Genomic DNA, 22119 nt, shown 5'->3' on the forward strand with positions numbered 1-22119 from the left:
CACGACACCTACGCCGACGACGGCGCCATGATCGACAAGGGCGTCGCCTTCGCCTCCAGCCACCTGGGCACCGGCGGGGCGGCTCCGGTCGCGGCGCCGGCGGCCGGCTTCGGCAGCTGAGCAGCCGCTCGGCTAGCCGGGGATCCGGCCGAGAATCAGGTTAGCGACGGCCAGTGCGGCTTGCTGGCTGCGGTCGGCGGTCTTGGTGGAGCACGCTTCCAGGTCGATGGTCACGTTGGCCTTGGCGGCGGACGCATGCACGCAGAAGATGTGGATCGGCGTCTGCGGCACCAACTCCAAGGTGCTGACGCCGTTGCCGGCATCGACGGGCGGGTTCATCACGACCGGGTAGGTTTTCCCGTTGGGCCAGGTCGCGTGCAGGGTGGAGCCGCCACATTGACGCATGACTGCCTGCAGCCTGGTGAATTGCGCCTGCGCGGTCGTCGAGTCGTGGAATGCCGCGACGGCCTGGGCGGTGACCCACTGGTTGTAGGGGTCGCGGGTGTCGGCGAATTCCGACGCGGAGAACCCGAGGATGGCCGGGACGTCGTAGCCCTCCGGGGCGCCGGCCTCCATGACGGGCCAGCAATCCGGGCGGTCGCTGCTGCCCCGCTCAGGGTCGGGCGTGGGTTGGTGTAACGCTCGCTGCGCGGTCATCGCGTGGTCGCCGGTGATGCTCTCGGCGTCCTCGAGGCTGGGCAACAACCCGTCCACATCGGCCGGCGCCACGGTAGGCGGCGGTGGTGGAGGAGGCGTCGTGGTGGTCGTGGTGGCGGTGCGCGCTGCGGTCGTGGTGGTCGTGGGTGCGGCCGCCCGAGATGGGTCGGTCTTCACCGTTGCGCCGACGATCAGTGCGACCACCGCCGCGGTGATGAACACATACGACAGCGTCACCCCCACTAAGGCGCGATCGCGGCCGCGCTGCCCGGTGCGGCGGATCTGCGCTAAACCCAAGTGCCCCAGGATCAATCCCGCCGGTGCGAAGACGAACGCGAACACCACCGACAACGTCGCCAGCACATTGGCCTCATCACGCGGCGGGGCCGGAGGCGGTTGCGGCGGCTGCTGGTGCAGCCCCGGCGGGCCGGCACCGAAAGGATTCGGCTGAAACGGGCCGAAGGGGTTTGTCATGTGCCTAGCCCGGGATCTTGCTGAGGATGAAGTTGGCGATGGCGAGTGCGGTTTGGCGGCTGCGGTCGGCGCTGCTGGTGGCCCATACACCGACGTCGATCACCACATTCGTCTTCGCGGCGACGGCACGGACACCAAAAATGCGGATCGGCGTGTCCGACGTGGTTTCCAGGGTGGTGATGCCGTTTCCTGCGTCGGCCGGCGGCGTCATGGACACCGGGTACGTCTTGCCGTCCTTACGGGTCTCGTTGAACGTTGACCCGCCGCATCGACGCCAGATGGATTGCAGCTTGGCAAGCTGTGCCTGCGCCGCCGCCGCAGCGTGGTACGCCGCGACGGCTCCACCGATGCTCCACTGATCGAAGGGCTCGTTGGTGTCGAGAAAATTCGACTCGGAGTAGCCGCCGACCTCTGACATGTCGTAGACAGAGGGCTCGCCGAAACCGAACGCGCCCAGGCAGTCCGGTCGGTCGATGGTGCTCGCCTGTGGATCGAGGGTGGGTCGGTGGTATGTCGTGTACACGGTCAGCGCGGTGTCGCCGGTCATGTTCTTGACGTCGTCGAGGGTCGGCAGCAGCCTGTCCAGATCGGCGGGCGCCACGGTGGGCGGCGGCGGCCTCAGGGTGGTCGTAGCGGGTGCCGCGGCCCGAGTCGGACTTGAATCAGGCATGACCGCCCCGACGATCAGCGCGACCACCACCGCGGTGATGAACACATACGACAGCGTCACCCCGACGAGCGAGCGGTCGCGTCCGCGCTGCCCGGTGCGGCGGATCTGCGCTAAACCCAAGTGCCCCAGAATCAAACCCGCCGGAGCGAAGACGAACGCGAACACCACCGACAACGTCGCCAACACATTGGCCTCATCACGCGGCGGGACCGGTGGCGGCTGCGGCGGCTGGTGCACTCCCGGCGGACCCGAACCGAACGGATTCGGCTGAAACGGACTCGAACCAAATGGATTCGTCATCGGCTCAACCCGGGATCTTGTTAAGGACGTAGTTGGCGATGTCCAGAGCCGCCTGTTGGCCCCGGTCGGTGTCCACCAGCACGACGTTGATGTCGACGACCACATTGTTTTTGGCGACGATCGCTCGATCGTTGCGCGACCGCAGCATAGGGCCCTGGGCTGTCAAAACCATTGCGGTGATGCCGTTTCCCGCGTCGGAGGGGACCCCCATCGACACCGCGACCGGCGGCGACTGCTTGCCTGCGGGCGGCAGGATGTTCATCGTCGATCCTCCACATTTACGCCAAATCGACACCAGGTTCGCCAACTGTCGCTGCGCGGCAGGCGGGTCCCGAAATGCCATCAGTACCTGGCCGGCTTCCTTGAGGGCGGGTATGTCGTGGTCGTCGATCAACACCAACCCGTAGTAACCGACGAGGGCTTGCGTATCGGTGTTCGGGGCGCCGCCGCCCATGACCGGCCAGCATTCGGGCCGATCCACGGACGCGCTGTCGGAGTCCGGGCCGGGCTTGAATGTCGGCGGCAGGGCAACCAGACTGGGGTCTCCCATGAACCGCTTGACGTCCTCGAGGGTCGGGAGCAACCTGGGTAGGCCCGTCGGCGTGACCATGGACGACGGCGGTGCCGAACTCGCACCGGTCGAGACCGCCGCACTGGTCCGTGACGCGGTCCGCGACGAACTGCCGTCGGACTGGGTCGCCCACGCCACCACGGCCACCACCGTAAGCGTGATAACCGCATACGACAGCATCAATCCCACGATCGCGCGGTCACGGCCGCGCTCGCCGGAGCGGCGTATCTGCGCCAGGCCGAGATGCCCCAGCACCGCCCCGGCGGGCGCGAAGACGAACGCGAACACCACCGACAACGTTGCGAAGATGTTGGCGCGCGGGTGTTGCGGAGGCGGGGATGTGTACACCGGCGGCCCCGGCGGCATTCCGCCATACGGAGCCCCACCATAGGGGTTGCCACCGAAGGCATTGGGCCCGAATGGATTCTGCGGATTGGTCATGGTTCAGCCCGGGATCTTGTTGAGTATCTGGTTGGCGACGTCCACCGCGGCTTGCCGGGCGCGGTCCACACCTTTTCCGGTGTAGGACACCAACAAGTCAATGACGACGTTCGCCTTGGTCGCGACGGCATGCACGGACATCTCGGTTTCGGTCACGAATTCCATCGTGGTAACCCCGTTGCCAGTCGAATTCGGGCCCTTCACTTGAAACGTGAACGGGCGCCCGTCCGGAAAGGTGACTTGCACCGACGGGCTCGCGCCGCATTTGCTCCATGTCGAGAGCATCTTCGCCTGTTGGGCTTGCGCGGTGGCCGAATCAAGGAACGCCGTGACCGCCGAGCCGACCGCGACGGTGTTGTAGGGGTCGCCCCGGTCGATGAACGCCGGCATGTAGAACCCAAGCATCACTCCGGCGTCGTAGGAGTCCGGAATCCCTGCGTCGATCGCGACTTTGCACTCCGGGCGGTCGAGGGTCTGACCCATGGCATTGCCGATGTTGGGCCGATGCAAGGTGGTGCCCGCTATCAGGAGCTGGTCGCCGGTAATGGTTTTGACATCGTCGAGGGTGGGCTCCAAGTTCGCCAGATCGGCGGCCGCCACGGTGGGCTGGCGCGCCGTGGTGGTGGGCGCGGCGGTGCGGGCGCCAGGGCTATCGGGCCGGGTGAGCAAAACCACCAAACCGCCCACTGCGACGACGATTACCGCATACGACAGCAGGATGCCGACCAGGGCGCGGTCTCGGCCGCGCTCCCCGGTGCGCCGGACCTGCCGAAGACCCAGGTGCCCCAGAACCGCCCCGACGGGGGCGAACACGAACGCGAACACCACCGACAACGTCGCCAATGCGTTGACCGGCCGCCGATCCGGAGGCGGCGTAGGCGGCGCCGAATACACCGGCGGCCCGGGCGGGGCGCTGCCGAACGGGGTATCACCAAAAGGGTTGTGCTGGGGGGGATTGTGGGTGGGTTCGGTCATGGTCGTCGTACCAAAACCTAGAGCACGCCGAAGCTCGAGGTGACCCAGCGGACCGGGTCAACACAGCGGAACGGGGCGATGCCGCGGGCGTGGAGCCGCTGGCCGCTGGGTGGCTGCCCGAGCGCAGACACCACGAAGAACCGGTGCCGCAACCTCCTTGGCGTGGAGGGGTTTTCCACCCCGGCGATGATCGAGCCGGCGTTGAGACGGGTGAGCAGGCTGCGAACCTCTTCGTGCAGCAGTTGACCGTCGTTGTCGTCGTAGAGCACGGAGTCGGACGGATCGCGCAGGTAGGCGGCGCCGGTGTTGGACATCACCATGCTCCACTCGGAGCCGTCGACGTCGCGCAGCGCCCGCAGGGCGTCGAACTTCGACAGGATGACCGCCAGGCGCGGTTCGCCGGAGCCGATGGCCATCATCACGTTGTTGAGCACGCCGCGCGGGTCTCCCCCGCTGACCATCTGCGGGGGCAGCAGGTCCTGCAACTGGTCCCGAATCGATTGCACCCGAAGCGGATCGAACATGAAGAAGACGGCCTCGGCATTGCTGAAGAACCGAAACGGCGCGGAATGCAGGTTCCCCGATTCCATGTCCTCACCGGCGACGTCGCGCAGCACCAGGTAACGCTGCACCCCATGCCAGGTGCCCAGGCTGAAGATCAGCGGCTCGCGCTGGGTGGACGTCTGGGTCATCATCGTGGGCGTCGGCGGGATCAGTCCGCGTTGCACGTACAGCGGTGTCTCGTAATGGGTGGTGTACGCGACGGCCGTCGAGCGCGTCGCGGGCGCCATCGCGAATCCGAGGTGCTCGCACAGCAGTTGCAGTTGCCGGACCAGCACGGCGATGTAGAGGCTCTTGCCGGTGGCGCGGGCGCCCGCCATCGCGATGCAATAGGCCTGACCCTCGCGCCACCGGTCGGGCAACGTGAAGTGGCAGACCGGGCAGATCTCCAGGACGGGCCCGCGCAAGGCCTGGGCGGCGATGTTCGGCGGCGGTGGACCGTTGTATCCGGGCGGGCGATCCCACCGGAACATCGGCCCGATGTCGGCTTTGGCGCCCAGGAACGCCGAGCCGACCTCGTCGAGGTAGCGGGGGGCGCCACTGGTGGGCGCCAACGTCCACAGGTGATGGTCGGGATCCAGAAGGGCAAAGCAGCGTGGACATTTCGTCAAGATCGCCTGGGCAGCCGGAGCGCTCATGTCAGGGCCCGAACCAGCCCGGCGGTGATCTCGTCCAGCACCTGCGGATGGGCCAGCAGTTCCGCGGCGGCGTCCTGCCCCGAGCGCGGCGCCGGCAGCCGGGGCCCGGCGACGCGGCGGTCGTCGGACAAGGTGATCAACGCGAATCCGCGGTGCACACCGCTGGCCGGGAAGTCCGAACAGGCCACGGTGGCGATGTCGGTCCGCAGCCGCGACCAGCGCGCGCCCGCCGACCATCGCGGCTGCACCTTGCGCACCGCGTCGGCCAGATCCATGCCCGGCCCGGAGCCGTGGCCGTCCGCCGAGACCTTGGTGACGTCGGCGCCGACGAGAACCGCGGCGACGTCGCGAATTCCGAGGGCGTCGGCCACCCCGACCGCCACGTCGGTGGCCGCGGCCGCGCTGCCGTCGGCAAACCAGGGTCGCATCGACGCCGAACTGTTCAGCGCGACGACGAGTTCGGCGTGGCCCTGTTTGCGGTCCCGGCCGATCAGACGCCGCGCCGAGGTGCGCGCCGCGGCCGCAAGCGGGCTCAGCGCCGTGTCGGCGGCCGCGGTGACGTTGACTTCGATGTGGTGGCCGGCCGGACGCAACTCGGCGAACGCCACCGCGGCGTCGCCGCTGACGTCGACCGGATCGAACAGCACCTGCACCGGGTCGGCCTCGTCGGGCACGTCGTGCGCGATCGCCAGGTGCACGACGGTGCCCGCACCGAATTGCGTCGTGAACGCGGGCCGCACGGCGATGGTGACGGGGCCTGTCAGCGAGGGCAACACGACGTGCTGCGGGCTGGACCGCACCACGGGCTGACCCGGCGCGCCCTGTATGTCGAGCGCGGCGTCGTGCACCGCGCCGGTGATGGAAACAGAAAGCGGCGCAACGGGTATGTGCGCGCGCTGATTGCGCGCGGTCAGGGCATAGATCGGCATCAGTGGTTCCTCCACATCTGAGCCGGCGGGGCCGTCAACGGCGCTCGCCCGTCGCCGCGGCGGGCCAGCATCGTGGCCATCAACTTCCGGTATCGCCGTGGCGGCGATCCCTCGTTGCTGCCGGCCATGCGCATCATCACCGCGAGCACCCCCTCCTGGTCGTCGTCGCCGAAGTGCCGGCTCGCGGCAAGCCCGGTGGCGGCCGCGGCCAGCACACCATCGACGGCATCGCCGGATTCGGCGGCGTCGATGCGTAGCAGGCTGGCCGCTAAAACCTCAGCGGCCGTGACGATGTCGTTGTCGACCAGGGCCAGCACCTGCTCGGTGGCGGCGCCGGCCACCGCCGGATCGGCAGCCAGTTGCCCCGCCAGGACCGGTCGCGGCTGTCCCGCGATCAGGCCCAGGACCGCCAGCACCGTCACCCGCACCGCGCAGTCGGCGTGCACTGCGCCGCTGGCGGTTTCGCCCAGTGCCATGTCCCAGAGTCGGACGTAGGCCCTTTGATGGGTGTTGATGTAGCCGCGCTGCACCCACGACGCCGGGCTGACCATGCGCAGCGCGGCGCATGCCACCGCGAGGTCATCGTGGTTGGCGGCGGTGATCTCGTCGGCGAGCCGGGTCAGCGATTCGCTGTCGGGTGCGCCCAGCAGGGTCGGCAACAGCGCCGGGGTGCTCAACGCGGCACCGCCGGCCGCCGCCAGTTGTGCGGGATCCCAGAGGTGGCGGGCCGCCAGTTCGTCGCGGCGCGGCGATCCAGTGGCCGCCAGCCACCACAGCTCGGCGAAGCAGTCCGCCTCGCTCGGGTTGCGCTCGGCGCGCATGCCGCACACCGCCGCGCGGGTCCACGTTGCATCCCACGGTTGCGCGCCCAACAGTTCGCCCGGCGAGGGCATGGTGGACCCGTCGGCGAACCACTCCAGCACGGCGTCGCTAATCGCCGTGGCGCCTTCGCAACTCAGACGCAGTGTCGCGGCGGCCGCGGCGATGCGTGTTTCGGGGGCAAGCCGGTGCGTCAGCCGTCGGGCCAGCGTGGGCCCGGTGTGCGGATCGGCCAGCTGGGCTGCCACCTGGTCGGTGAGCGCCTGAGTCAGGCGGTCATCGTCGATGCCGGCGCGCAGCAGCAGGTCGACCAGCTTGAGCAGCCGTTGCGGATCACCGCTGGCACTGGCCCGCTGCAGCGCCGGCCCGAGCGCGTCCGCCAGCGCTTCGGGCACCGGTCGGCCGTGATAGGTGTTGCCGCCCAACGGGATCGGGCCGAGCTGATCCAGCCAGGTGTCGTCGCCGATCGCGCGGCACAGGTAGGTCAGCGCGGCGTGCTCGCCGGCGAAGCCGGGCAGGTTTTGTTCGGCCGCCTTCCAGGCGTCGGGCGTGGTATGGCCGACCAGGGCCGAAAGCGCCTCGTCGACAAGGCGTTCGGTCGGCGAGCCGGGGATGATGCGGGCCGGTGAGTGTGCGGTGATGATCGCGTTCGCTTCGGGGTGGGCGGCGGCGAAGGCCGCGTCGGCGGCGATCGTGACCGCCAGCGGCCAGGCGGGGTGCAGGTCCCGGTCCTGGGTCTGCGCGGCACGGTGGTCGAGTTCGTCGAGCACCGCGAGCGCCGACTGCGGGTCGAGCAGGGCCTCCTGGGCCATCACCGACCAGGCGGTGACGTCGATCGCCTGGCCGGCCGCCGTGCGATGCGGTTCGCCACCCAGCTCACCCAGCGACAGCGTCGCGGTCTCGTCGATGACGACGAAACCGGGTGGGACCGTGCCTAAGTCACCGACGGGCACGGCGGCCAGGTGCTGGATGGCGTGCTGCGCGGGGCCGAGCTGGTCGGCGCGGTCGAAGGTGCTGAAGTTCAGGGTCGCCGCGGTTCCCGGCGACATCAGAAAGCTCACCAGGCCGATCCACTGCGCGGCCGAGTCGACGGAGACGACGCCCAGGGCGACGGGTGCGCCACCATTGAGCGCGGCCGCGACGGCGTCCAGCAGTCCGAGCAGGGTGCCCACCCGCCAGGTGCTGGTGTCCAGTGCGAACGCGATCGCGCTTTCCCGGGTGACGACCTGTGCCGCGCCTGGCGGGTCGGCCGGCAGGGCGGCGTGCGCGACGGCGGCGGCACCGAACGGACGCAACCAGGCCGGCGAGCCCCACCGCTGGATGGGGCGGATGCGCGGTGCGGAATCCGGTGCGCGGTCCAGCAATACGTGGGCGAACACGTTGCCCGGCCGGCCGGTGCTGTCGGCACCGGCGGCGACGGTGTGCCAGTAGCCCGCGGCGTCGGCGGCCCATCGGCGGTATTCGAGGCGTCGTGGCGCCGCATCCAACTGTTCGGGGGTGGGATAGTCGGGCAGCGGTGCGACCGGGCGAAACGCGGTGCGGACACCGGACGCCAACCGCTGCGTCTCCTCGGGTGACAGGTCCCCGGTGGTCTGCTTGACCTGCCAGCCTCCCCTGCCGCCCGGCTGGTCGAAGCTCGTGTAGGCGAGTTGTCCGTAGCGGGGGGTCATGGCGCGCCCACGCTCAAGCGCAGGTTGTGCACCGGCGGGTCCAGTAGTGCGATGGTGCGCAGCCGTGCGGCCGAGGGGGTGTTGACGAACAGCCTGATCCATCCGCGCCGGCCCCGCAGGTCGACGGCCCACGGTTCGGCGGTGCCGGCGGTGGTCAAGGCCGACCACCGCAGTTCCTTGGACGGGGTGGCCGCCAACCCGCCCTGCGCGTCCAGCGGGGCGGCGTCGAGCGCTTCACCATCGGTGGGCGACAACGGAATTCGATCGGGATGGTTGACCAGGACGAACGCCGGCGATCCCGGCACTTCGTATTCGGACCGTAGGTAGATGGTGGCGTGCGAGGGCTGTCCCTGCGGGTCGCGGCTCAACTGCACGGCGTATTGCAAGCGCAGCAGGCCCGCGTACTCGATGCTGCGCACGGTTCCGATCGCGCGGCGGCCGGCGGAGAACGCCACCGGCGCCAGGTGCAGGGAGCAACCGCTCACCGGCAGTTTGCCGTTGGGCAGCTGCAGGCCGCCGTACTTCTCGTACTGCTCGACGGTGATTTCGTAGGAGGTACCGGTCAAACCGTTGCGCGGGTCGTATCCCTTGGGTGCGAGGTACACCACGACGACGGCGGCGCCCTGCGGCCAGTCGAACGTGAGGACCTGCTTGTTGCAGTATTCGGCCAGCTCGACATCCCGGATGAGCCCGGTGCGCACCGAGCAGAAAGTCTTGCCCAGCAAGGCACGACCCGCCAGCAGCGTGACCGGCGTGAAGTAGGCGCGGCTCCAGTCCGTCGGCCAGGACACCCCCGACATCATCGAGCGCGGTCGTCCGTCGGGGCCGGGCTGCTCGGTAATCGGTTGCGTCAAGCGCAAATCCGGGGTGAGTCCGACCTGCTCGAGCGCGGCCTCGGGCAACTCGGTGGCCTCGGCGCCGGCGGCCGGGCCGGTCTGGCTTCGATAGATCACCACCTCGCCGGCGGGCGGCGCCTTCCACGTGAGCTCGAAGCCCTCGGCGGCGCCCGGTGCCGACGTCACCATCAAGTCGGTGACCGGCGTGAGGACGGCGGCGATTTCGACTTCGGCGTCGACGGGGGCCGCCAGCCGCAGCACGCCGTCGACCGGGACCGCGGCCCGAATCCGGTACACGTAGCGCCGCCCGGGCGCCGGGTCGGAGTCCACGAATCCGGCGCGGTTGTCGCGATCCAGCAAGATCCGGTGCTGGGGCCCCTCACGCCCGGCTTCCTCGGCCGGCATCCGGGACACGAACACGGTGCTGACCGCCGACGGCACCGTCCAGCTGCCGATGACCTTGCCGTTGTCCTGCCGGACCACGCAATCGCGCACCGGGCTGACCGCCACGCCCTCGGCGTGTTTGATCGGTTGTGCGGCAAGCGCTTCGGCGCGGGTGGCGCCGACGTTGGCCCACACCTGGTAGTAGCGCACCGCCGAGGCCGCGGGCGTGTCGTCGGCCGCGGTGGTCGCGGTGGTGGCCGCCACCAACCGGGCCCGATCCGGCGAGTACGGTGCGTTGTCCTCCGCAGCGACCAGCCGGTAGATCACCACGGCGTCGCCGCCCGGCAGGTACGGGGTCCAGGTCAGCTCGCAACCACCGCCGTCGCGGGACGGTCTGACGGTGACGGCGGCCGGCGGGCCGGCCTGTTCGCCGAATGTGTATGCGGCGAAATCGCTTGCGCTGAGCGGTGATTGGTCGACGGCCGCGGTCGGTTCGCCGTCGGTTCCCACCGCCGACAGGGGCGCCGAGCGGTGATGCCGGCCCGGCGATGGCTCCGAATCCACCTCGGCCAGAACGGCCGCCAGCTCTTCGGCGTGCTCGGCGACCGAACCGGGCAGCATCGCGCGGATCTGCTCCACGTCGGTGCGCCCGGACCGCAGTATCAGTCGCAGGTGCGTTTCCTTGAAGCCCGCCTTGGACACCGCCCCGGAATCGATCAGGCGCTGGCGCCAGGCGATCAGGGCGTTCAGGCGGGGGTCGTCGGCGTCGCCGGTGTGTTGCGGATCGGGCATGGCTAGAACACCAAATCCCCACCGGGCGGCCTGTCGCGGTGCTCGGTGTGGGTGATCACCGCGGTCTTCTCCATTTCCAATCCCGACGCGGCCGCCAACGGCACCTCGAACAGGGTGAAGTCGTAGGGCGCCAGGCCGTCACTGGCCTGCACGACCGCGGCCCGAAATCCCAGACCGGGCCGCGCGAGTGCGGCCGTGTCGATGGCCACCGCGCTGCGGCCCGCGGTCATCGCCGCGTCGGTGAACACCGAGCCGTCGAAGGGGGCGGCGTGTCCGGGCCGATGGTCGACGACACCGGCGGCGAATTGCTCGGAGGCGACATGCTGTCCCATCGCCGGCGCCAGCACCGAACCGGTCAGCGCGGTGCCCACCCGGTCGTCCTCGGCGAACATCTGCTCGACACGTTGCCACAGCGCCTCGGCGCCGGTGGAGTGCACCTGCCCGGACGCCACCGCGGCCGACCACTGATCCAGACCCGAGCCGGTCCGGAAACCCGGCATGCGATAGAGCATTTCGGGCTCCTCCCGGAGCCGGCCCGCGGCGTGGGCGACCATCTCCTGCCACGGCTTGGTCAGCCAGCCGAGCGCATACAGGCGGCGCTGAATGGCGTGCGCCGCATCGTCGGCACGCTCGGCCCCGGGATCGGCGACCCCGACCTGGGCGCAGCGCGGTAGCCCGTCGGAGATCAGCGGCGCCGCCGAACGCCCCGCCGGAGCCGGCCCGAAGGGGGCGCGCAGCACCGGCCCCAGCACGCGACACCACGACAGGTACTGACCGTACGCGGTGGACAGGCGGCTGACGTCCTGCAGCGCTGTCTGCAGATTGGCCTGCATCATCTCGAGCTGATTCTGTTGCGATTTGCGCAGATTCATCAGGGTGAACATGTCACGCTGGGCGAACAGGAACAGCGTCAGCGACACCACAACGTAGAGACCGAGCAGCACGCCGCCGGTGACCAACGTGTATTTCCAGCCGGTGAAGCCGGCCACCGCGAGGCCGGCCAGCACGACGAGGATGCCCAGCGTCGCCCAGGTCATTGTGGCCAGGATGGTGCCGATGGCTTGTTGACGTGCGCGCACCCGCTCGTCGATCGAGATCTCGCTGGCCGCCCGCTGAATCTGTTCGGCGATCTGGGCCACCTCGGTGCGGGCGCGGCCCAGGAAGTCGGCCAGGATCGACCCCGCCTGCCAGGCATAGCTTTTCGACGCGTGCTGCTGCCAGCGCTCCAGTTCGGTCGACGCCCCGCGCGCCTCGACGCCGGCCGCGGGATCGGAGTAGGCGCGTTGCAGCCGCTGGCGCAGGTCGGCCGCGCCCAACACGTCGGCCGGCTCCAGGTCGCTGACCCCGATCACCGCGGCCAGTGACGTCGGGATGGCCGTGAACCGGTCCGCCCGGCTGGGGACGACGTCGGCGGCAGTGGCCACCACCCCGACGCCCGCGCCTACTTGGATCGGGTCGAGCCCCTTGGCGCGGCGTCCGCCGTCGGCGAGGGTGAGTGCGCCGTTGACGAAGTCGGTCCACAGCGGGCTGAGATCTTGCTGGGCCAGCTGCCCGTTTGCCGCCGATCCGCCGATGGCCGCGTTGAGGGTGTCGGCGCTGCGGCCGAGGTCCTGCCAGTCGGCGAGCTGACTGCTGGTGACCACCGAGAACGCCGATTCGCGGCCGCCGAACACGGTGCCCTGCACGGTCGAGGCCAGCACCGCCGATACGGATCCCTTGACCGCCGACAACCATGCCGACGGCGCGTTGCGCAGCGCCCCGCCCATGAACCGCAGGAACATCTTCAGGGCGGCCCAGATCGAAATAGCCTGCGTGGCAACATCGTCTGCGCCCAGGCGCGGGCCGCGCAACACATCGCGATGTTTGGTCCACAGCGCCCGGGCCATCGTCTGGGTGGCGGCCGACACGTCCTCGACATAGAGCACCGGCACCTGGCCGCCATGCGGCAGCGGCAGACGTCCGGCCGGATCGAACAGTCGCGCCCGCAGCCGTCGTTCCACCTCGGCGGTGTCAAGGCTGCGGTAGAACGCGCGCACCGCGCGCAGCGTCTGGCCGGGCAGGATCTCCAAGCTGTCGAACGGGGTCTGCTGCACGTCGGCCCACAGACCCGCAACGGCGGCCACCACCGGCGCTGCGCGCTGGGCCAGATCCAGCGGCTCGGCCAGATGTCCCCACGGCACCGCACCCAACCCGGGTGCCGGCGAATCCTCCGGTGCGACAAGAAGGTTGTGCCAGCCCTCCACCACGGCCGACGAGTTGAGCTGACTGGCGCCGGCCCGCCCACTGGTGAGCAACATCCGCAGCAGCGTGATCCCCGCTCCCCTGGCGGTGCTGCGCACCACCTGTTCGACGAACTGTTCGGCGGCCAGCGGCGCCCGTTCGTCGGCCGGAGCATCGAGCGGGACCAGCACCGCCACCCGGACCCGGTCATAGTGCTTGGCCGTCAGCACCTGTTGCAGCACAACACTTTCCGACCTGCCCTCGCCGACCATCGTCGCCGGCGTGGAAGGTCCCCGCGCATCGCCGGCATCCACCCAGGCGAAGACGCCCAGCAGCCCCGCGGCGGAGTAGTCGCACAGCACACCCAGGAGTTCGTCGGTATGCAGGTGGGGCGCCACGACCACGGTGAGGGCAGGGGGCGCATCGGTCGGCGCAAGAGATCGAGCCATGGTCAGAACGTCCCGCCCTCGGGAATCACTACGGGTGCACCGCCATCGAGCACCGGTCCACCTGCCGCGCCGGCCGCCAGCGCCTCGGCCTCGCGCTGGATCAGGTCGATCAGCGCTCCGGTGGCCGCGTACACGTCGGGCGCCAGGTCGCGGAAGATCGGCGTATTCGACGCAGTGGTGCGGGTCGGCACCGTCGTGAACGCCCCGCCCGGGGCAGCTCCGGCCATGTCCGCCGGAAGATATTGGGCCGCAACATCACGGATGGTGGTCAGCCACTCGACCGCCGCCCCGGCCCGGTCGTCGGCGGTCTGGGCCTCGGTGATCCCCGGCACCCGGGATTGCACGCCCGGCGTGGTGGTGCCCACCCGCAGGAATTCGCGCAGCAGTTCCTGCGCGGACAACGCGACGATGCCGCTGCGCGGGTCTTGGGAGTGCGCGTCGTAAAGCTCACGCAGCACGCTGTAGGGCCGCAGCGAGCGCATCACTGGCGGCTCGTGTGATTGCGCGATGGCCAGCAGGATCGATTCCAGCACCGCGGGCAACCAGTCGTAGGACGCCGTGAACGCCGACGGTGGCGTCAGCAGCGGGTTCGGGAAGTTCAGCCACTGTCCGCTGTCGGCGTCGTAGATCCGCACCGGCTCGGTGAACGGTGACGCGGGGATCTGGATGCGGCCCAACAACTGACCGACGAACCAGCCGGCCGTCATGGCGCGCCGCTCCTCGTCGGTCATCGGCAGCGACGCCGGCAACGGGCGCGAGCGGCGGAACCGCCAGAAGGAGCCGCGCCCGGGCCCCGCGGTCTGCGCCCACTGCTGGGCGGCGGGCTTGAGCACCGAGTCGAACGCCAGCGGCGAATAGTTGGGATACGACCCGAAGATGTCGATGCGCGTCACGCTGTCCTCGTCGGACAGCGACCGCCCGTAGTTGTCCTTCGTCGCCTGGTCGATGCGCGGATTGTTGCGGATGACCTCGAACAGTTCGCGGTCAACCGGTTGACCGGCGAACGGAATCTCGGAGAACTTGTAGCGATACTCGGTCTGCTGACCGGGGTGAACCCGCTGCAGCGCCTGGTCGTTGACGCTGGCCAGCGGTCGCGCCAGCGACAACGCTTCGGCGAACTTAGTGGCGATGTCGCGGCGGCGCGCCACCAGCTCCGACTCCGAGGCTCCCGCACCCTGCACGTAGTCGCGCAGCGACACCTTGCAGAACTCCGCGAACGACTCCCCGGGCCGCTCGACGTAGAGGCGTGCCCGGCGCAGCAATTCCACTGGGCGGGTGTGGATGTCGAACTGCGCGATCGAGGGCACCCGCGCGCGGCCGGTTTCCGGGTCGGTGCCCAGCGCCCGGGTGACCCAGGTGGCGGTGCGTTCGATCAACCCGCCGGGTGCGGCCACGCCGCCGGTAGTCTGCCACTCCCCCAGGATCACCCGCGTGGTGGCCTCCTCGATGGCCGACTGCAACGGGATCATCGCGTTGGCACCGGCCACCGCCTTGGGCAGATCGGCCTCGTAGCGTCCCTTGAAGGCCGTCGAATTGATCAGCAGCACTTCGTTGTTCGCCTCCGCGAACCGGCTGGGCACCAGTTCGTCGGCGTCGGCGGGCCAGGCCGCATACTGATCGGTGGCCAGCCGGGCCAGCCCGACATCGGTCGGCGGCTCCGAGCGGGCGATCTCCAGCTGAATCATCGCCTCGCTGAGGCGATCCCGCAGCGGCACCAGCAATTCCACGCCCAGCACCCGCATCACGTCGGCGATGCGCGCGGCGGCGTCGGCGAACAGCTGACGGCGCACGGTGGCGCGGAATCCGTCCACCACGGCGGCCACCACCTGGTCGGTGTTGGTCATCACGCCGTGCAGTGATTTCAGCCCGGCGTCCACCTGCGGCGAGATCGCCACGATGTCGGGCGGGCCCATGTTGCCCAGCTGGGCGACCCCGGCGGTGAGTTGGTCATCGATGTGGCGGCGCAGCTGGTCGACGACCTCGCGCGCGAACGGCAGTCCCAGCGAGGCGATGGCCGCGCCGACCACCTTTTCGAGCTTGTTGGCGAAATCCTGGTGCCACTGAAAGGCCATGGCGTAGGCCGCATCAGCGCACGCCCGGGTCAGCTCGGCGCGGCGGTTGTGCACGGCCTGCCGCATGGTCGGCACCCACTGTTCGGCCGCAACGCCTTCCGGGTTGGGCAGGTGGTTGCGCAGTTGCCGGTCGATGAGGCCGTTGACCGTGGCGGCGACGGTGTCGGCCGTGAAGGCCTCGGTGCCGATCCAGCGGCCCAGCTGGCCCACCCGGGTCTGCTCGTCGCCGGCGCTGGCCGGCAGCCCCAGTTCGCCGCAGAGCGCGCCCCATTGGCTGGACAGCAGCGAGTCCAGTTGCTCGGTGCTCGACGCCGGGTTGCCCTTTTGCATGTGCCCGTCGAGCAGCTTGTCCACGCAGCTGCGGGCCAGCCGCTGGGCGGCGTATTCGGCGTAGCGGTCGCGGCCCATGCTCAGGCTGGAGAAACCGTAAGTGCCCCAGGGCAATACATCCCACGACGAGATGCCCCAGCCCAGCAGGTCGCGGTCGCCCACCGGCGACGCGGTGTTGCCCAGGTCGTAGGCGACGAACTGGTCGCTGGCCCGCCCGCTCATCATCAGCCCGGCCAGCCCGCGCGCCAGTCCCCGGTACACCGCGTACTGCGACCCGTCGCCAAACAGGGTGCGGTCGGCGCCGATGTAGCGGCCCACCGGGAACACCCGGGCGAACGGAATCGGTTCCCCCTCACCGTGATGGTGCCCCAGCGCGCGCAGGATGCGAACGTCGTGTTCGCGGGCCGCGCCGGACTGGCTGGCCACGATCTCGCCGAGCATCGCCAGCGCGTTGGCGCGCACGCCGATGATGGCGCTCTGCGGCAGCGAGTCGAAAATGTCGGGGGTCACCATGAATACGCCCATCAACCGGGGGTCCAGACCGGTGACCAGGGTCAGCAGCCGGCACACGTCCAGCGCCATCGACGCGCCCGCACCGCCGGCCATCGACGACACCACCAGCACCAGCGGCGGCTCGTTGGGGTCGAAGCGACCCATGCCCGGCACGTCGACGGTCGACATCTCCGACACGGTCTCGACGCGAAACAGCGTGTCCCACGCGGCCTGCAGGCGGGCGTGGATTTCGGCGGCCTTGCTCAGGGTGATCATGCGCCCGATCGCCCGGTACTGCCCCGCGCCGGCCGAGATCGGGATCGACACCTCTTGCGGGCTGCGCGGCGCCCAGGTGGCGATGGTGTCCAGCGCCGATTCGGCCGCCAACCGCTGCGACAGCGCACCATCGAGAACGGCGTAGCTGCTGCCCTGCGGTCCGCACCCGACGTAGCTGCCGCCCTGGGCGGGGACGTTCGCCAGCCCTTCCGGGCCCGACTCCGCCGCGCTGGGCACGTCGATGTGGACGAATTGCCAACCGGCCAACAGCTTTTCGATCCCAGCGGTGTGCAGTTCGGAGCGCAGCTGGTCCATCATCAGGGACAGCGTGGCGCCGCCGGAACCGCCGCAGCCCACTACCAGGAATCGTCGCATCAGGTGCCCTCTCCGAACGGGTCGAATGGTTCTGGGTCAAATCGATAGGAGGGCTGCGTCGCCTCGGTCGGCGGGAGGCTAGGCGGCCCGCTTCCTTCGCGCCTCTCGCCCTCTTCGTCGTAGCGGTAGCCCGCGGCCATCGTGTCGTCTTGGCGGGGTATCGGTTCGGGGATCGGCCGCTCTTGTGTCTCCGCCTCGTTGAAGCCGGGCGGCACCGGCCCGGTCGCGGGCGGCGGCGCAAAGGGTTTCGGAGCCGGCGGCGCTACAGGGGCCGAAGCCGGCGCAGGGGTCGGCGCTGCCCCGAACGGCGAATCGCCGCCACCGAAGGGGTCGTCTCCGACCGGGGCGACCACGACGCCGGCGGGCGTATCACCGAACGGTGAGGCCGTCTCGCCCGGCGCCGCGAACGGTGCGGACACGCCCGCCTGCACGGCGCGCAACCGCAACCCGGTGAGCAGGTCGGGCAGTCGTTGGGCGATGTCCTCGTAAAGCCGTTCACGCGCGGTGGTGTCGGTGGTGCCGGCCACCAGCAGCACCACCTCGGCGGCGTTCTCCGGTCCGTACGGGTTGTGCAGCAGCACCCAGGTGTTGTGCACCGCCAGCGGCAGCACCGCGCGCAGGCCGGTCTTGTCCGATCCGGGCAGCTTCGACCCGACGCTGACCAGGCCCTCGGCGTCGACGACGACATGGCCGGAACCGAATGGGCCGCGCCCCATCACAACCGAGAGGGTCACGCCGGTCACGGACAGCTTGCGGGTGCCCCCCGGCGGCAGCCCGGTCACCGGTTGCACCAGATCGGTGTCGGCCATCGCCAACGGTTCGCCGCCGCGCAGCACCGCGTCGTGCTCGACCTGCACCGGGATGCGTTCGGCGAGCAGCGGATTGTCGGGGATCTTGCTCACCCACCACTTGGACGCGTACAGCAGCGCCAGCGGAATCCCGGGGCCCAGCAGCAGCGCGGCGATGAGCACCAGGACGAAGTTGATGGTGTTGAGCGGGTTGATCATCGACGCCGTGAAGGCCACCGGCACGGTCTGGGCGTCGTCGGGGTTGTCCAGCGTCGAAACATGCACGGGCACAGTGCCGTTGAGGCCGCCATGCCCGTTGTGGTCGGTGCGCAGGGTGGCCGACAGCTGCGCGGTCTCCCCGGCCTGCACCTTCAGGCAGTGCTGGCCCGAATTCGTCGGTGAGCCCACATGCGGCGTGCCGATCCCGTCCGGAGCTCCCGACACCGTCACGGCGTCGGCGTCGCTGATCCAGGCGCAGCCCGGGCCGGTGACGTTCAGCGTCGCGGTCGCGCCCTTGGCGCCCTCGACGGTGCCGAAGTCGATGCGCTCACCCGGGGTGGGCAGGCCGACCTTGGGCAGAATCTGCACCGGCACATCGACTTCCTGCGGCGACAATTGCGTGCCGGCGATGGGCCCGCCGTTCAGATCGGTGGTGGACGCGGTGGTGATCACCAGCGACATCCGCAGCGTCGCGTGTCCCGGGGCGACCTTGGTCAGGTCGGCGTCGACGGGTTTGGCGATGTCGTCCTTGCCCGCGGCCGTCAGCAGCGGAATCGGCGCGGCGCCGTCGGGACCCAGGGAGGCCGACATGGTGGCCGAACCGGCCAGGTCGGCCGGGACCATCGGCTTGCCGTGGCCGTCAACCAAACCGAACACCAAGCCCTTGAGGGTCTGGCCGCTGTGCCAGGCGACTTTGTCGGCGCCCGTCAGGGCCGGGAAGATGTCGGTGGTGATGTGGATGCTGACCTTGGACACCGCGTCCGGGTGCTGGCCGGTGGTGTCGACGTAGACGATGGCCCACTGCCCGCTCCAGTGCGGGGCGGCGGCGTTCTGCAGCGAGATCGTCTGTGCCGATTCGGATTGCCATTGGTAGTTCACCGAGACGCCGTCGACGTTGACGTTTTGGGCGCCGTCCTTCTTGGGCAGCGGCAGGATCTGCCCGGTCGGTGAGACGAGGTAGGGCTCGACGCCGGGCACGCCGCCGGAGCCCAGGATGTTGACCTCTTTGATTGACCGGTCCAGCACGAAGTTGTGCCGCGCCTCGGGGCACACCTTGATCGGGCACACCCCGCCCTGGTCGGTCACGCCGGGATCGGGGTTGAGCGCGTCGAACGCGAACAGCATGTCGTCGATGTTGGCGACGGGAAAGAAGTCGCCGGGCACCGGATCGGTGATGGCGCCGCACGCCATGCCCTCCAGCCCCTTGCCGGTGCTGATCGCCGACATGACGTTGAAGTCGCCGGGAGTCTGCTTGGCGCCCAGCCCGATTCCCAGCATGATGATGTTGCTCGACCGCAGCTGGTCGGCCAGGCCGCTGGGGCGGCAGATGGACTGCACGGCCTTCTGGGTGGTGTCGGGGATGCCGCCCGGTGAGTCCAGCTTGACCCCGTCGGCGTAGGGCTTGGCGACCGGGCGGGCGGTGAAGTCGATCATGCCGTCGGAGAACCAGGCGATGGCCTGACAGCGCTGACCCTTGTCGGCCGCGCCGCCGTGCGTGGTCAGCGCCTGCCGGGCGCCGTCGAGGGCCAGCCAGTAGTCGGTATCGATGCCGGTGTTCTTCTTGGCGATGGGATCCAGCGACGCGCCGACGCGGTCGGCGGTCGAGCCGGTGAGCTGGGTCCAATCATGTTCGGGGACATAGGTGTCGGAGAAGCCCGCGACCGCGACGTCGAGCTTGGCGCTCACCCGGTCGGCGTACTTGCCCAACGTTTGCACCAGGTAGCGGGCGGCCTGCACGCGCGCGGCCTGCGGGTCGGTCTGTTGTAGGCTGCTCGACTCGTCGAACAACAGCAGCAGATCGCCGGCCTTCTGCGAGGCCAGGCACGCTCCGAATCGGCTCGCGCCCGGCGAGCCGGTCGCCGACGCCACCGGCGCCCAGCCGACCAGGTTCAGCACCACGACCAGGGAAGCGGCCGCGAGCACGCGCGCCAGCATCGCAATGCCGTTGCGGCCGCGAGATATTCGGGAAGAGTGGGCCACTACAGCGTTCCCGCCCACAGCGCGATCTGCCAGGCCCCCACGGCGATCCCGATCACGCAGACGACCAGCACGACCCAGTACAGCGTCGACGTCCAGGTGGGCGCCGAGTAGATGGCCTCGGTGCGACGCCTGGTGTCGACCCGGCTGAACACCGCCAGCGCACCGATCGCCAGCGGCCCGGCCAACAGCCACCCCGCGACCGCGGCCGCAATCATCGGGCCGCCCACCGCGCTCGCGCCGGCCAGGGCCACGCCGACGAGCGCCAGCGCCAGCGCCACCGCGAACCACACCAGCGGCGGGCCCGCGGTCGTCAGCGCGCCGGCGCCCGCCGGGCTCGCGGTGAGTTGCCCGAACGCGTCACGCCCACCCGTCGGGTCGAACGCCGGTGTCGCGCCGGGACCGCCAAAAGCATCGGGAGCTCCCTGCCGCGCCGGTCCCTGGTTGGCCCACGGATCGAATCCCCCCGAATGACCCCCGCCCGGCTGCCCCTGCACCGGCGGCTGAGCGCCACCGGCCGGGGCCTGCCTGCCCGGGCCGAAGTCGCTGAAGTCAAAGGGGTTGGGTGCGTTCATTTTTCGTATCTCAATACGGGTTCAGGCAGAGGGCAAAGGAACGGTCGGGCGGCGCGGCCACGTATACCGAGTTGCATTGGTTGCTCGAGCCCACCCGCGCGGCAACCGTGTACACCCCGTCGCGGTGTTCGCAGTCGACGCCGAACAGGTCCAGCGCGTCATTGCCCGTGCTGTTGCGCAGCTGAAGCTCCACGCAGGTGCCGATCGGCACGGTCGCCAGGTCGAGCTTGGGGCCGCGCGGCACCGTGGTCGGCGGCGCGACCGACGTGATGGTTCGGGGCGGCAGTGGCCGGGGCAGAGCGGAACTGGACGCGGTCGCCGGCGTCGAAGTGCTGGGGCGGGTGCCCCAATAGACGCCGCCGAGGATCAGCAGGACACACATCAGGTAGCCGATCACCAGGCCGGCGATGGCAGCCGGGCGTCCCCGCTCGCCGCTGCGATTGATTTGCGGCAACGCGAGATGGCCCATCACGATGCCGGCGGGCGGAACGATCACCCCGAAGACGGGCGAGAGCACCGCGAGCGTGTTGTAGTCCGCGCGCGGCGGCTGACCGCCGAACGGCGCACCCGGGTAGCCGACCGGGGCCGTCGGCGCACCCCCGTACGACACGGTCGGCGGCGGTCCGCCGAACGGGTCGCCGGACTGCGGCGCGAACGGATCGTCGCTGGGATACATCAGTTCACCCCTTGGGCCATAGCGGCGAACCGCTGTGTTGTGCGACGACAGACGTCTCTGTGCGGCCCCATCTCAACCCTTGAAGTCGACGATGCAGGCGTACACGGTCTTGTTGTGGTTCCACAGCGTCGTGGGGGTCTTGCAGGAGTCGTTCGACAGCAGCTGGGTCACTTGCAGCACGCCCTCGCGCACCTCGCACCTGACCGGGTAGATGGTGATGAAATCCGCCTTCTCCGACGGGTCCGGCTTGTTCTGCTGGACCTCGATGCAGTCGCCCACCCGAAGGTCGCTGACCGAGACGCTCGGGCGCTGCGCGGGCGGGGGGGTGATCACCGTGGTGCGCGGCGGCGTCGGCGGCACGTACGGGCTGGGAGCCGCCGTCTTGACCGGGTTCGAATCCGATCCGCCGCTGGTCGCCAACCACACCGCCAGCCCGCCGACCGCCAGCACGATGATCAGGTACGAGGCCGTCAGCCCAAAGATGGCGCGGTCACGGCCGCGCTGGTGGCGCTGGCGGATCTGGGACAGCGCCACGTGGCCCAGCGCGGCGCCGGCCGGCGCGAAGACGAACGCGAAGATGGCCGACAGCGTGGCCAACGTGTTGGTTTTCGGCCCCGACGGAAACCCTCCGGCGGGTGAATGGCCAGGCTGGTTCTGGCCGAATGCCGGCCCCTGGCCACCGGGCTGTCCCCCGAAAGGGTCGGCACCGAACGGATCCTGATAACCACCGCTATATGTCATCGGTGCCCCTCGATGCAGGGCCGGAGCTGGTCACCCATCCCCCTCATCAACCGCCATCCCATTCCCCATCAACGCCAGTCGGCGGCGTGCACCATCACCACATGCCCAGAAACTTGTGACGTCCAACCGCAACAAATCAAGATAGTCGGTGCAGCCACGACGCACTCTTTTTCCACCAGAAGCACCTCTCGGTACTGCTACATATAGTGCTG

General features: G+C 69.7%; 14 protein-coding genes and 1 pseudogene. 1 reads left to right on the forward strand and 14 read right to left on the reverse strand.

Annotated features, from left to right (window positions below; genetic code table 11):
- Positions 1-120 (forward strand): annotated as a pseudogene (locus A5688_RS22165) (cutinase family protein); the annotation flags it as partial.
- A 12-nt stretch (positions 121-132) separates the two neighbouring features.
- Here A5688_RS22165 and A5688_RS22170 read toward each other — a convergent pair.
- From A5688_RS22170 to A5688_RS22235, 14 genes are all read right to left on the reverse strand, one after another.
- Positions 133-1131 carry a sensor domain-containing protein gene (locus A5688_RS22170; protein ID WP_067912457.1) on the reverse strand — a complete coding sequence of 333 codons (999 nt, stop codon included), beginning with the start codon at positions 1129-1131 and terminating at the stop codon, positions 133-135.
- A gap of 4 nt (positions 1132-1135) precedes the next feature.
- The gene (locus A5688_RS22175; protein WP_067912459.1) at positions 1136-2101 is read right to left on the reverse strand and encodes a sensor domain-containing protein; all 966 of its coding nucleotides are present in this window, start codon (positions 2099-2101) and stop codon (positions 1136-1138) included.
- Positions 2102-2105: 4 nt separating this feature from the next.
- Entirely contained in the window at positions 2106-3113 is a 1008-nt protein-coding gene (locus A5688_RS22180; RefSeq protein WP_067912462.1) for a sensor domain-containing protein, read from the reverse strand.
- Positions 3114-3116: 3 nt separating this feature from the next.
- Entirely contained in the window at positions 3117-4088 is a 972-nt protein-coding gene (locus A5688_RS22185; RefSeq protein ID WP_067912465.1) for a sensor domain-containing protein, read from the reverse strand.
- Positions 4089-4105: 17 nt separating this feature from the next.
- Positions 4106-5260: a hypothetical protein gene (locus A5688_RS22190; RefSeq protein WP_067834690.1), complete on the reverse strand. Its 1155-nt coding sequence runs from the start codon at positions 5258-5260 to the stop codon at positions 4106-4108.
- Between the two features lie 23 nt (positions 5261-5283).
- Positions 5284-6216, reverse strand: a complete 933-nt coding sequence (locus A5688_RS22195) for a hypothetical protein (RefSeq protein ID WP_067912567.1) — start codon at positions 6214-6216, stop codon at positions 5284-5286.
- The gene (locus tag A5688_RS22200; RefSeq protein ID WP_067912468.1) at positions 6216-8705 is read right to left on the reverse strand and encodes a hypothetical protein; all 2490 of its coding nucleotides are present in this window, start codon (positions 8703-8705) and stop codon (positions 6216-6218) included. The genes A5688_RS22195 and A5688_RS22200 overlap by 1 nt, the downstream gene beginning before the upstream one ends.
- Positions 8702-10717 (reverse strand): hypothetical protein, encoded by a 2016-nt coding sequence (locus tag A5688_RS22205; RefSeq protein ID WP_067912472.1) that lies wholly within the window; start codon positions 10715-10717, stop codon positions 8702-8704. Before A5688_RS22205 ends, A5688_RS22200 begins: the two co-directional genes overlap by 4 nt.
- Before the next feature lie 2 nt (positions 10718-10719).
- Positions 10720-13386 carry a hypothetical protein gene (locus A5688_RS22210; protein ID WP_067912475.1) on the reverse strand — a complete coding sequence of 889 codons (2667 nt, stop codon included), beginning with the start codon at positions 13384-13386 and terminating at the stop codon, positions 10720-10722.
- 2 nt (positions 13387-13388) lie between these two features.
- Positions 13389-16931 carry a tubulin-like doman-containing protein gene (locus tag A5688_RS22215; protein WP_067912479.1) on the reverse strand — a complete coding sequence of 1181 codons (3543 nt, stop codon included), beginning with the start codon at positions 16929-16931 and terminating at the stop codon, positions 13389-13391.
- The gene (locus A5688_RS22220; protein ID WP_067912570.1) at positions 16931-19861 is read right to left on the reverse strand and encodes a VWA domain-containing protein; all 2931 of its coding nucleotides are present in this window, start codon (positions 19859-19861) and stop codon (positions 16931-16933) included. Before A5688_RS22220 ends, A5688_RS22215 begins: the two co-directional genes overlap by 1 nt.
- 56 nt (positions 19862-19917) lie before the next feature.
- Entirely contained in the window at positions 19918-20490 is a 573-nt protein-coding gene (locus A5688_RS22225) for a hypothetical protein (RefSeq protein WP_068268276.1), read from the reverse strand.
- A gap of 10 nt (positions 20491-20500) precedes the next feature.
- Positions 20501-21166 (reverse strand): DUF4190 domain-containing protein, encoded by a 666-nt coding sequence (locus A5688_RS22230; protein WP_067912487.1) that lies wholly within the window; start codon positions 21164-21166, stop codon positions 20501-20503.
- 72 nt (positions 21167-21238) lie between these two features.
- On the reverse strand, positions 21239-21907 hold the full coding sequence (locus A5688_RS22235) for a DUF4190 domain-containing protein (RefSeq protein WP_067912489.1): 669 nt from the start codon (positions 21905-21907) through the stop codon (positions 21239-21241).
- Positions 21908-22119 lie beyond the last annotated feature (212 nt).

The organism is Mycobacterium mantenii, assembly GCF_001667865.1.
GTDB classification, from domain to species: Bacteria; Actinomycetota; Actinomycetes; order Mycobacteriales; family Mycobacteriaceae; genus Mycobacterium; species Mycobacterium mantenii_A.